General features: G+C 64.1%; 8 protein-coding genes. 5 read left to right on the forward strand and 3 right to left on the reverse strand.

The features are described from left to right. Positions 1 to 2: 2 nt before the first annotated feature. The 4 genes from mfd to mscL all read left to right on the forward strand — a co-directional run bounded on the left by mfd (position 3) and on the right by mscL (position 6622). Entirely contained in the window at positions 3 to 3485 is a 3483-nt protein-coding gene (mfd, locus tag LPA34_RS02020; RefSeq protein WP_228974356.1) for a transcription-repair coupling factor, read from the forward strand. A gap of 111 nt (positions 3486 to 3596) precedes the next feature. Further along, a complete protein-coding gene (gene argE, locus LPA34_RS02025; protein WP_228974357.1) occupies positions 3597 to 4820 on the forward strand; it encodes an acetylornithine deacetylase in 1224 nt (407 codons plus the stop codon). Positions 4821 to 4912: 92 nt separating this feature from the next. Then, complete coding sequence (locus LPA34_RS02030) at positions 4913 to 5962, forward strand: pyridoxal-phosphate dependent enzyme (RefSeq protein ID WP_228974360.1); 1050 nt, start codon at positions 4913 to 4915, stop codon at positions 5960 to 5962. Between the two features lie 219 nt (positions 5963 to 6181). Beyond that, positions 6182 to 6622, forward strand: coding sequence for a large conductance mechanosensitive channel protein MscL (mscL, locus tag LPA34_RS02035; RefSeq protein WP_228974363.1), 441 nt, complete (start codon positions 6182 to 6184; stop codon positions 6620 to 6622). 102 nt (positions 6623 to 6724) lie between these two features. On the opposite strand, the gene LPA34_RS02040 is transcribed toward mscL, so the two are convergent. The 3 genes from LPA34_RS02040 to LPA34_RS02050 all read right to left on the reverse strand — a co-directional run bounded on the left by LPA34_RS02040 (position 6725) and on the right by LPA34_RS02050 (position 11003). Further along, the gene (locus LPA34_RS02040; protein ID WP_228974365.1) at positions 6725 to 8728 is read right to left on the reverse strand and encodes a hybrid sensor histidine kinase/response regulator; all 2004 of its coding nucleotides are present in this window, start codon (positions 8726 to 8728) and stop codon (positions 6725 to 6727) included. A 64-nt stretch (positions 8729 to 8792) separates the two neighbouring features. Beyond that, positions 8793 to 9284: a response regulator gene (locus LPA34_RS02045; RefSeq protein ID WP_228974366.1), complete on the reverse strand. Its 492-nt coding sequence runs from the start codon at positions 9282 to 9284 to the stop codon at positions 8793 to 8795. A gap of 108 nt (positions 9285 to 9392) precedes the next feature. Next, positions 9393 to 11003: a sensor histidine kinase gene (locus LPA34_RS02050; RefSeq protein ID WP_228974367.1), complete on the reverse strand. Its 1611-nt coding sequence runs from the start codon at positions 11001 to 11003 to the stop codon at positions 9393 to 9395. Positions 11004 to 11421: 418 nt separating this feature from the next. Here LPA34_RS02050 and LPA34_RS02055 point away from each other — a divergent pair, with 418 nt between their 5' ends. After that, positions 11422 to 11919 carry a hypothetical protein gene (locus LPA34_RS02055; RefSeq protein ID WP_228974369.1) on the forward strand — a complete coding sequence of 166 codons (498 nt, stop codon included), beginning with the start codon at positions 11422 to 11424 and terminating at the stop codon, positions 11917 to 11919. Positions 11920 to 12048 lie beyond the last annotated feature (129 nt).

The following is a 12048-nucleotide window of genomic DNA, read 5'->3' on the forward strand; positions in this document are numbered from 1 at the left end:
TTATGCCAGATATCGCCGTTTCATCGCAGTCCACCCCGCCCGTCGCGCTGGTCAAGGCCGGGCAGCGTTTCGCCTTCGACGGCACGCACGGCTCGTCCGATGCGCTTCTGATCGCCCGCTATCACCTTGCATATCGCGAGCAGGTGCCGCTTCTGGCGGTGGTCTGCGCGAGCGCGGTCGATGCGCAGCGTCTCACCCAGGAAATCGCGTTCTTCGCGCCCGAAGCCCGCGTGCGTCTGCTTCCCGACTGGGAAACGCTGCCTTACGACACGTTCTCGCCGCACCAGGACCTCGTCTCCGAGCGGCTCGCGACGCTGCACGACCTCGGCGAAGGCCGTTGCGACATCCTGCTCGTACCCGCTACGACCGCGCTGTATCGCATGCCGCCCGCGTCGTTCATGGCGGCCTACACGTTCTCGTTCACCCAGGGCGCGCGGCTCGACGAAACGAAGCTGAAGTCGCAATTGACGCTGGCGGGCTACGAACACGTGAGCCAGGTCGTGCGGCCAGGCGAATACTGCGTGCGCGGCTCGCTGATCGACCTGTTTCCGATGGGTTCCCCCCTGCCTTACCGGATCGACCTCTTCGACGACCAGGTCGATTCGATCCGCGCGTTCGATCCCGACACGCAGCGCAGCCTCTACCCGGTACGTGACGTGCGCCTCCTGCCGGGCCGTGAATTCCCGTTCGACGAAACCGCCCGCACCGCGTTTCGCAGCCGCTGGCGCGAGGTGTTCGAAGGCGATCCGAGCCGCGCGTCGATCTACAAGGACATCGGCAATGGCGTGCCGTCGGCGGGGATCGAGTATTACCTGCCACTCTTCTTCGAAGATACGGCGACGCTCTTCCACTATCTGCCCGACAACGCCCAGCTCGCCTTCGTCGGCGACCTGGACGCCGCGATCCGCCGTTTCACGAACGACACGAAGCAGCGCCACAACTTCCTGTCGCACGACCGCGACCGGCCGATTCTCGACCCGGAACGCCTCTTTCTCTCCGACGAAGACTTCTTCACGCTCGCGAAGCCGTTCGCGCGCCTCGTGTTGCCGGGCAACGCGGGCGGCGGCTGGGCGACGCCGCTGCCGCACCTCGCGATCGACCGTCACGCCGAGGACCCGATCTCCGCGTTGCGCGCGTATCTCGACACGACGCCGCATCGCGTGATGTTCGCCGCCGAATCGGCGGGCCGGCGCGAGACAATCATGCAACTCTTCGTCGACAACCATCTGTTGCCGGCGTCGACCGACAGCTACGCCGACTGGCTCGCGAGCGAAGCGCGTTTCGCGCTCGGCGTGTCGCCGCTATCGAATGGCTTCGCGATTCCAGCCGAAGGCATCGCGCTCATCACCGAGACCGAGCTGTATGGCCCGCTCGCGCGCCGCGCCGGGCGGCGGCGCCAGGAACAGGCGAGCAACGTCGATTCGATGGTGCGAGACCTGTCGGAGCTGAAGATCGGCGACCCGGTCGTGCATTCGCAGCACGGTATCGGCCGCTATAGGGGCCTCGTGACGATGGACCTCGGCGAAGGCGACACCGAGTTCCTGCACCTCGAATACCAGGGCGACAGCAAGCTCTACGTGCCTGTGTCGCAACTGCACGTGATCTCGCGCTACAGCGGCGCCGATCCGGAAAGCGCGCCGCTGCATGCGCTCGGCTCGGGCCAGTGGGAAAAGGCCAAGCGCCGCGCCGCGCAGCAGATTCGCGACACCGCGGCCGAACTGCTGAACCTGTATGCGCGCCGCGCGCTGCGTCAGGGTCACGCGTTCGCGCTCGAACCACGCGACTACACGAAGTTCGCCGAAAGCTTCGGCTTCGAGGAGACGCCCGATCAGGCCGCCGCCATTACCGCCGTGATCGGCGACATGACGAGCGGCAAGCCGATGGACCGTCTCGTGTGCGGCGACGTCGGTTTCGGCAAGACCGAAGTCGCATTGCGCGCCGCGTTCATCGCGGTGCTCGGCGGCAAGCAGGTCGCGCTGCTCTCGCCTACCACCTTGCTCGCCGAACAGCACACGCAGACGTTCACCGACCGCTTCTCCGACTGGCCGGTGCGCATCGCGGAGCTGTCGCGCTTCAAGTCGACGAAGGAAGTCAACGCGTCGATCCAGCAGATCAACGAGGGCACCGTCGATATCGTGATCGGCACGCACAAGCTGCTGTCGTCGGACGTGCAGTTCAAGCGGCTGGGCCTTGTCATCATCGACGAGGAACACCGTTTCGGCGTGCGCCAGAAAGAAGCGCTGAAGGCGCTGCGCGCCGAAGTCGACGTGCTCACGCTCACCGCCACGCCGATTCCGCGCACGCTCGGCATGGCGCTCGAAGGCCTGCGCGACTTCTCGGTGATCGCGACCGCGCCGCAGAAGCGCCTCGCGATCAAGACCTTCGTGCGTCGCGAGGAAGACAGCGTGATCCGCGAGGCGATGCTGCGCGAACTCAAGCGCGGCGGCCAGGTGTACTTCCTGCACAACGAAGTGGAGACGATCGAGAACCGTCGCGCGATGCTCGAAGCGCTCGTGCCGGAAGCGCGCATTGCCGTGGCGCACGGGCAGATGCATGAGCGCGAGCTCGAACGTGTGATGCGCGATTTCGTCGCGCAACGGGCGAACGTGCTGCTGTGCACGACGATTATCGAAACCGGCATCGACGTGCCGAGCGCGAACACGATCCTGATCCATCGTGCCGACAAGTTCGGGCTGGCGCAATTGCATCAGCTACGCGGCCGCGTCGGGCGCTCGCATCATCAGGCGTACTCGTATCTGCTCGTGCACGATCCGCAAGGTCTCACGAAACAGGCCCAGCGCCGGCTCGAAGCGATCCAGCAGATGGAAGAACTCGGCGCGGGCTTCTATCTCGCGATGCACGACCTCGAAATTCGCGGCACGGGCGAAGTGCTGGGCGACAAGCAGTCGGGCGAAATTCACGAGATCGGTTTCCAGCTTTACACCGACATGCTGAACGACGCGGTCAAGGCATTGAAGGAGGGCCGCGAGCCGGACCTCACCGCGCCGCTCGCCGCCACGACCGAGATCAACCTGCATGCGCCCGCGATTCTGCCCTCGGACTATTGCGGCGACGTGCAGGAGCGGCTTTCGCTCTACAAACGTCTCGCGAACTGCGAGCACCCCGACGCGATCGACGGCATTCAGGAAGAGCTGATCGACCGCTTCGGAAAATTGCCGCCACAGGCGCTGGCGCTCGTCGAAACGCATCGCCTGCGGCTCGCCGCAAAACCGCTCGGCATTTCGAAGATCGATGCCGGCGAAACGGTGATCGGCCTGCAGTTCATCCCCAATCCGCCGATCGACGCGATGCGCATCATCGAAATGGTCCAGAAGCACAAGCACATCAAGCTCGCGGGGCAGGACAAGCTGCGCATCGAGACGCGTACGCCCGACCTCGCGGTGCGTGTTTCGACGGTGAAGGAAACGCTGCGTGCACTCGGCGCGCCGACCCGGGGCACGGCCGCCGCGGCGCGTCAGGCCTGACATGTTGCGGTGCGTCATACACGCACCGCAACATGTCTTTGTTATTGTCAGCTTTGGCTCGACGTATGTTTTTTGGGTATGATCGAACGGTAACCATGCTGGAGTTCTGTCATGTCACACGTCGCTGAAACAGCGCAATCCACACCTTCGTCCTCCGCTTCCCCTGCTTCGCTTCCCTGGGTCAAACGTCTCGTGTCGATCGACACGGTCAGCCGCAATCCGAATCTCGGCCTGATTGAAATGGTGCGCGACGATCTGCGCGCGCAGGGAATCAAAGCCACCCTCACGCACGACGAAAGCGGCAAATGGGCGAACCTCTTCGCCACGGTGCCCGCGCATGACGGCGAGACAAACGGCGGCATCGTGCTGTCGGGGCATACCGATGTTGTGCCGGTCGACGGACAGCAATGGGACAGCGATCCGTTCAAACCCGAAATTCGCGACGACAAGCTGTATGGACGCGGCACGTGCGACATGAAAGGCTTCATCGGCGCGGCGCTCACGCTGCTGCCGCAGATGCAGAACACGAAGCTCGCGAAGCCGATCCATTTCGCGCTCTCATTCGACGAAGAAGTGGGCTGCGTCGGCGCCCCGCTGCTAATCGCCGATCTGATGAAGCGCGGCATCAAGCCGGATGGCTGTATCGTCGGAGAGCCGACCAGCATGCGGCCGGTCATCGCGCACAAGGGTATCAACGCGTATCAGTGCTGCGTGCGCGGCCAGGCCGCGCATTCGTCGCTGACGCCGAAGGGCCTCAACGCGATCGAATACGCCGCGCGCCTCATCTGCTACATCCGCGACATGGCCGACCAGTTTCGTGCCGAGGGTCCGTTCGACGAACTCTACGACGTACCCTTCACGACCGCGCAGACCAGCACGATCGAAGGCGGCAACGCGATCAACACCGTGCCCGCCGAATGCCGGTTTGCGTTCGAATTCCGCAACCTGCCGACGCTCGATCCCGAACCGGTCTTCGCGCGCATCGATCAATACGCACGCGAAACGCTGTTGCCGAAAATGTTGCGCGAGCATCCGTCGGCGGCCATCGAGATCACGAAGATTGCCGCTGCGCCCGGCCTCGATTCATCGGAACAGGCGGCGATCACGCAGCTCGTGCGCGCACTGACGGCCGATCAGGACAAACGCAAGGTTGCGTACGGCACCGAAGCGGGCCTCTTCTCGCTCGCGGGCATCCCGAGCATCGTGTGCGGTCCGGGCGACATCATGCAGGCGCACAAGGCCAACGAATTCGTCGCGCTCGATCAGCTCGTCGCGTGCGAACGTTTTCTTGGCAAGTTCATCAGCAGCATGTCAGTCGATGCCCATGCACACTGAGCGTCGCGTCTGAACGACGCATTCGCGCCCTGGCTCATGGCGAATCGCCATGAGCCACTGCGAAATACAGCGAATCATTCCGGGCTTACGTCATGTCCACCGCCACACCGCAGCACACCGACCACACCATCGACGGCGAGCCGATTCCCACGCTCGACGACATCGCCGCGCAGCATTTCGCGCTGACGCCGTGGATCGTGCGCACGCCGGTGTTCGAGCGCCGGGATTTTCCGTCGCTCGAAAACACGACGCTCAACTTCAAGTTCGAGCTGCTGCAGTCGGGCGGCACTTTCAAGACGCGCGGTGCGTTCACGAACCTGCTCGCGCTCGACAACGCTCAGCGCAGTGCCGGCGTCACGTGCGTTTCGGGTCCAGGCAGCAACCATGCCGTGGCGGTGGCGTGCGCGGCGAGGCGTCTTGGCATCAGCGCGAAGGTCGTGATGTTCCATTCGGCGAATCCCGCGCACATCGCGTTGTGCAGGCACTATCACGCCGAGATCGTGATGGCGGGCGGTCCCGCTGACGCCTTCGATGCCGTACGCCGCATCGAAACCGAGGAAGGCCGATATTTCGTGCATCCGTTCAACGGCTATCGCACGGTGCTGGGCGCGGCGACGCTCGGTTACGAATGGGCCGCGCAGACGCCCGATCTCGACGCGGTCGTCCTGCCGGTTGGCGGCGGCGGACTCGCGGCCGGCGTATCGACCGCACTGCGGCTCGCGAATCCGCGCGTACGGGTGTACGGCGTGGAGCCCGAAGGCGCGTGCGCAATGAGCCGGAGCTTCGCCGCGAATCACACCGTGAAGCTGCATCACGAGCACAGCATCGCCGATTCGCTGATCGCGCCGCATACCGAGGAATACAGCTATGAGTTGTGCCGCCGACATATCGAACGCATCGTCACCGTCACCGACGATGCGCTGCGGCTCGCCATGCTCACGCTGTTCAACCAGCTAAAGATCGCCGTGGAACCCGCATGCGCGGCACCCGTCGCGGCGCTTCTCGGACCGTTGCGCGAGACGTTGCAGGGCAGGCGCGTGGGCGTTTTGCTAAGCGGAACGAATACCGACCCCGCGGCTTTCACCGCGCATATCGACAGCGCACGCGCGCTGATGCAGCGCACGCCACACGTATCGCTCTGAGCCGCGCATGTCGTGCGCGACACGCGCGCGTACCGGTTGCGTCGAATGGAACCGGAAAGCGGAAAAACGGATAAAGATGGGCTTACTTGAGGAAATCCGTGCATGCGTCCCCTCTCTGGCGGCAAAACCCTACCGCTTGTCGCTCACGTTGGCTATCATTGACGTGCCGCAAGTACAAAACCGAAGGCCTGTGCCTCGATTTCAAGGGAGAAGCAACCAATGAGCATGATCAAGGAATTCAAGGAATTCGCCGTCAAGGGCAACGTGATGGATCTTGCCGTCGGTGTGATTATCGGCGGCGCATTTTCCACCATCGTCAATTCGATCGTGAAAGATCTGATCATGCCGGTAGTCGGCGTCGTCCTCGGCGGTCTCGATTTCTCGAACATGTTTATCAGGCTCGGACAGATACCGGGGACGTTCAAGGGCAATCCCGATTCATATAAAGACCTGCAGACCGCCGGTGTCGCCGTATTCGGCTATGGCTCGTTCATCACGGTGCTGATCAACTTCATCATCCTTGCGTTCATCATTTTCCTGATGGTGAAATTCATCAACAATCTGCGCAAACCGGCTGCCGACGTGCCGCCGCCCGCTCCGCCGGAAGACGTCGTTCTGCTGCGCGAAATCCGCGATGCGTTGAAGAGCCAGCAACGATAAGCCGGATACCTTCACGGCATCGTCACAGACACAAAGGCCTGCGCGAACATCACGCAGGCCTTTGTGTTTTGCCGGCACGCGAAACGTGAAGCACGCGCGATATCAGGCCGACGCGGCGTCGAGTCCGTCCGCATTGTCTGGCTTGTCCGCTTTCACGCTCGCGGCGCTCTCGATCATCTGTTCGAGCTGGGTGAAATTGACAGGCTTCGTCAGATGCGACGTAAAGCCCGCCGCGAGACAGCGCCGCACGTCGTCGTCGGTGCCGAAGCCTGTCAGCGCGACGGCCGGCACGTCCGAATGCTCGCGGAACGCCATGATGAAATCGAGCCCGGTGCCGTCGGGCAAACCGACGTCGCTCACCACGAGATCGAACGATGTGGCCTGCGTCGCAGCCAGCGCATCGGCCACACGGCCTACCACCGTCACGTCGTGGCCGAGTCCGCGAATGAGCTGCGCCATCACGTCCGCTGTGTCCTCGTGATCCTCGATCAGCAGGATCGCGAGCCCGCCTTCCGGATGCGGACCCGACAGCGCGACGATCGACGCCGACTCCGCCGGTTTCGCGGCCGTCGGCATCGTGATCGTGAACGTCGCGCCGCAATGCGCGCCAGGGCTTTTCGCCGTGACCGTGCCGCCGTGCACATCGGTCAATGCCCGGGTGATCGCGAGTCCCAGACCGAGGCCGCCGAACTGACCCGTCATGCTTTGATTGCCCTGCTCGAACGCATTGAAGAGCTTGTCGATCTGCCCGGGCTCGACACCGATACCAGTGTCTTCAACTGAAATCTGGATCTGCATGCGCTCGTCGTGCGTGCGTACGTAGATATGGCCACCGTCGGGCGTGAATTTGGCGGCGTTGCGAATCAGGTTCCACAGCATCTGCTGCAGCCGTGCGCGATCGGCGAGCACGTAGTGATGTCGCGCGGTCTTTTCGACATGCACGTCCTGCTGCTTGACCTGGATTTCGCTGCGCAAGAGTTCGAGCACGCCGTCGATCACGTCATGCACATCGACCGTCTCCAGCGAGAGTCGCAGCTTGCCGTTCGCCACACGCGTGAGATCGAGCAGATCGTCGATCAGCCGCGCTTCCAGTTCGACGTTGCGCAGGATCATCCGCAAGCCCGCCCGCGCGCTTTCCGGCAGATCCGGCATCAGTTCGAGCACGCGCGCGCCGGCCAGCACCGGCGTGAGCGGCGTGCGCAACTCGTGCGAGAGCATCGCAAGAAAGCGGTCCTTCGCGCGGTTCGCTTCTTCGGCGGTCTGGCGGGCGGCCTGCTCGGACGCAAGCAGAAGCTCGCGCTCCTCGATCGCCTCGCGTTGCGGATGGATGTCGGTGCAACTGCCGAACCACTTGCTCACGCCGCCATCGGAATCCTGCACGGCCACGATGCGCGCGGCGAACCAGCGATATGCGCCGTCATGGCGACGGATGCGCAATTCGTGACGATAATCGGTCGCGCCGCTACGCACGGCTTTCAGCCACGTCTGGCGGATTTCCTCGCGGTCTTCCGGGTGCACGGCCTCGAGCCACGCAAGACCGTGTGACGCGGCTTCGCTCAGGCCCGTGTATTCGACCCACTGCTTCGAAAAGAAATCACAGTCGCCGTGTGCGTCGCAGGTCAGCACCAGGTGCGGCAACGCCTCCGAAAGCGTGCGGTAATGCTGCTCGCGATCACGCAGCAACGCGGCTTCATCCGAGGCCTTTTGCAGACGCACCTGCGCCAGCACGCGGTCAACCGCTTCGGGCAGATAGTCAAGGTAATCGCCCGATTTCGGCACGACGTCCGACACGCCCGCGCGCAGCGCTTCGATGACACGCGATTCGTCGGTGAAGCCGGTCACGAGGATCGCTGGAATGCGAACACCCTCGGCTCGCAGACGGCGGAAGAAGTCGAGGCCCGTTTCCGCGCTGTCGAGCTGATAGTCGAGTACGAGCAGGTTCGGCGCTTCCCGCGCGATGGATTCACGCGCGCTACCGACTGTCGGGCACGTCGCCACACGGCACCCTGCCCGTTCGAGCGATTTGCGCGCGAGGCGCAGGATACCCTCGTCGTCATCGACGACGAGCACGCTCGCGGGTTGATGGGGAATGGCGTCGTCGGTCATGCTGGCGTTTCGTGTGCGAATGCCCTTCTTGTGGTGGCGAGCCGCGGCAGGCAGCGCGCGCGATTCATTGCGCCGGATGTTGCAACGACAGGCGCTGGCCCGGCGGCAGCTTGACGACCTGAAGGAAAAACCCGAGCCGCCGCACGGCTTCGATAAACGCATCATATTCGACCGGCTTCGTGATGTAGACGTTGCATCCAAGCTCGTAGCAACGATCGATCTCACGCGGATCGTCGGTTGTCGTCAGCACGATGACAGGCAGCGCGGCAGTCGAAGGCGTTTCTTTCAGGCGGCGCAGCACTTCGAAACCATCGACGCGCGGCATCTTCAGATCGAGCAGCACGACAAAGTTCGCCAGATCGTCGCGAGACGGCAGGCCGGAAGCCATGGCTTCGGCAGGCGGTTCGCCGAAAAAATAGTCGAGCGCTTCCTGGCCGTCGGCAAACCGCATGAAGCCATTGGTCAGCCCGGCCCGGCGCAGGTTGCGCTCGACGAGCGTGGCGTGGCCGTCGTCATCCTCGATCAGGATGATGCCCACCGATTCCCCGTGTGACATGTTTCCCTCCGTTGTCGCCATCCGTTCCGTGGATTGGGGGGGGGGGGGGGGCGCGCGCCCCCCGCGGGGCGCGCCGCGGCCCCCCCCCCCCCCCCCCCCCCCACTTCGTCATACGTTTCGCGCGGGTTGCTCCGGCAGCGCGACAAAGAACGTCGAGCCGGCGCCTTCCGTCGATTCGACCCACACCCGCCCACCGTGACGCTCGACGCTTCGTCGTACGAGCGCGAGGCCGATGCCCTCGCCTGTCGCGATGTCTCCGTGCAGCCGCTGAAACGCGTGAAATACTTTCGATATGTAAGCCGACGGAATACCAAGCCCATTGTCGCGCACATAGAAGGTGCGTGTGCGGTTGACGGGTACCGATGCCGCCGCTGTGTCGGGTTCGAGCGCGCCGACTTCGATGCGCCCCGGCCGCGCCGGATCGAGATAGTTGAGCGCGTTGCCGATCAGGTTGGTGAAAATCTGCTCGATCGCGGCCGGATCGCCCCACACCGAAGGCAATTCGCGCACGCTCACAACGGCCGCGCGTTCGCGCACGGCGCCCTGCAACGCATCGACGACCCGCGCTACCACCCGCCCGACACTCACACGCTGCAGATGATATTCGAGTCGACCGGCACGCGAGATCGTCAGCAACGCCTCGATGATGGCCGCGGCGCGCGTGACGGAAATGCGCAGGAACTGCAACGATTCGCGCATGTCGCCGTCGAGCACCGCAGCGAGACGCTGTTGTTCGTGCGCGGGCAGGTTCGCCGATTCGACGGTGGCACGCAGGTCGTCGCACGAAACCTGCAACTCCTTCGAGAAACCCTGCAGGTTGACGAGCGGCGAGCGCAGATCGTGCGATACGCTGTAGATGAACATCTCGTTGTCCTGCGTGCCCTGCCGCAATTCTTCGTTGACGCGTACCAGTTCGGCCGCGCGTGCGTGCAGCTTCGCCTTGAGCGTCGCATGTTCGCTCTCGACCGCGCGCAGCCGCGCGCCGGTCTGGTGCAGAACGGCGTCGAGTGCTGAAATTTCGTCGCGGCCCGGCAGCGGTTCGGCTAGCGGCCGGCCATTGCCAAGGCGCTGCGCGTTGTCCGTCAGCACGGCGACCCGCCGGCCGAAATGGCGCGCGACGACGAGCGCCGTGATCGCCCAGATCAGCATCGAGCCGACGATGGCGCCGATCAGCGTGGACTGCTGGCGCCTGCGGTTTTCCGCGAGCGCGGCGCGACGCGCGACGTCGCGCGCCGATTCCGCCGCGATCAGCGCGTCCAGGCGGTCACGAAACACAGCGATCGGAGCCGGTATGTCCTCGCGCTCCGCGACGGCCAGCGCGCTCACGTCGCGTTTGCCACGCAGCGCGTGCCCGATCGCGTCGGCATGAGCGTGCCAGGTGTCGAGCGCGGCGCGCATTTCGCGCACGCGCTGGCGCTCTGGGGGACTTTCGGCGACAAGATGGTCGAGTTGTGCGAGCCGGCTGGTGAGATCGGCCCAGACGGCGTTGCTGCCGATCAACGACGCATCGCCCGCGACGAGCGCCGTGCGAACGCGCACCACCTCGCCCAGCAACGGGTCCATCAGGGACGAAGCCCGGTACAGGATCTGCGCGCTGCCCACAACCGATTGCGCGGCATCGGCCGTCTGCGCCTGCGTGTTGAAGACGGCGCCGAGCAGCGCCAGTTCGATGGCGCCCGGAACCGCGATCAGCAACAGGCCTTTGGTATACAGGTTCATGAATGTCCGGCAGTCCAGAGCGTCGCGGCGACCTGCCATCGGGTCTTGCCTTGTGATCGAACCGCGCCGCCGTGTTGCGATGTCATGCGCAGGCGAACCCCGCTCATGTTTTCGCGCAGGCACGGACTGAAGATAAAGGGCCGGGCCATTATGACCCGAATCCGCAATATTTCAACGCAACGTGGAGATGGGCTGCCCCACATAAAAATGCCTTTTTTATGGGTGCCGGAGTCACCAGCGCGGCGGCTGAGTCTATTATGGTGTTAGATGTTCGGAGATGCGAAAGCGCGCGGCGAGCAGATACGGCATGAATCGTGCGGGTGGAGTGATAGAGACGAACCGTCGAATCACCGTGAATCCGGCATCTTCGTATGCTATAAAAGATCGACGTGCGGCGCGCGAAGCCGGGAGTGGTCGCATGAGGACGCTGCGTTTCTTGCAATTCTTTTTCAGGCGAATTTTTATGTCCTTCCCGAAAAAGCGCAGGCGCGCGAAGACGGACGGCGATGAGTCGTTCCTCGCGGTGCTGCGGCATTTCAAGCCGTTCGGCCAGCTCGACACCAAGATCGCGCGGGCCCGTGCGCAGGACGAACCCGTGCTCTACGCTCATGTCCTCCCGGGGCTCGACGTGCTGTTGTGCAGCGTGCGCGGCGCCCACCCCCCTTATCCGGATGTAGCCGAGCTGCGTCGGCGCTGTATCGAATCGATTGCGAATGCGCTGGAGCAGCCGCTCGACGGACTCGAAAACGGCGGCTACTGGTACGAGGCGAACGGCTTCGGTTTTCTGGTGTTCGCGAGCCGGGCACGTGCGCGCATCCTGCCCGAGTTCGGTGCGGCGAAAGCCGCCGCCGGTGCACGCCGCGGCGTACGCAGGCAGGATGCAGCGGGCGATGCCGCCCCGCGCTCGCTTCGCTAGCGCTTCGGTTCAAATCCAGTTATTTCAGAACGACAGTGGGGCGACAACGCCCCACTGTCGTTTTGCCATGGGCACCTGCCGGCTGTTTGCGCCGGCACGTCGCGCCGCGCGACGATCGCGGCACTCAAC

This window comes from Paraburkholderia gardini (assembly GCF_907164575.1).
GTDB classification, from domain to species: Bacteria; Pseudomonadota; Gammaproteobacteria; order Burkholderiales; family Burkholderiaceae; genus Paraburkholderia; species Paraburkholderia gardini.

What these genes read in the sequence shown, in the direction of transcription:
- mfd (WP_228974356.1), top strand. Translation starts at nt 3, where the DNA reads ATGCCAGATATCGCCGTTTCATCGCAGTCCACCCCGCCCGTCGCGCTG.
- argE (WP_228974357.1), top strand. Translation starts at nt 3,597, where the DNA reads ATGTCACACGTCGCTGAAACAGCGCAATCCACACCTTCGTCCTCCGCT.
- LPA34_RS02030 (WP_228974360.1), top strand. Translation starts at nt 4,913, where the DNA reads ATGTCCACCGCCACACCGCAGCACACCGACCACACCATCGACGGCGAG.
- mscL (WP_228974363.1), top strand. Translation starts at nt 6,182, where the DNA reads ATGAGCATGATCAAGGAATTCAAGGAATTCGCCGTCAAGGGCAACGTG.
- LPA34_RS02040 (WP_228974365.1), bottom strand. Translation starts at nt 8,728, where the DNA reads ATGACCGACGACGCCATTCCCCATCAACCCGCGAGCGTGCTCGTCGTC.
- LPA34_RS02045 (WP_228974366.1), bottom strand. Translation starts at nt 9,284, where the DNA reads ATGTCACACGGGGAATCGGTGGGCATCATCCTGATCGAGGATGACGAC.
- LPA34_RS02050 (WP_228974367.1), bottom strand. Translation starts at nt 11,003, where the DNA reads ATGAACCTGTATACCAAAGGCCTGTTGCTGATCGCGGTTCCGGGCGCC.
- LPA34_RS02055 (WP_228974369.1), top strand. Translation starts at nt 11,422, where the DNA reads ATGAGGACGCTGCGTTTCTTGCAATTCTTTTTCAGGCGAATTTTTATG.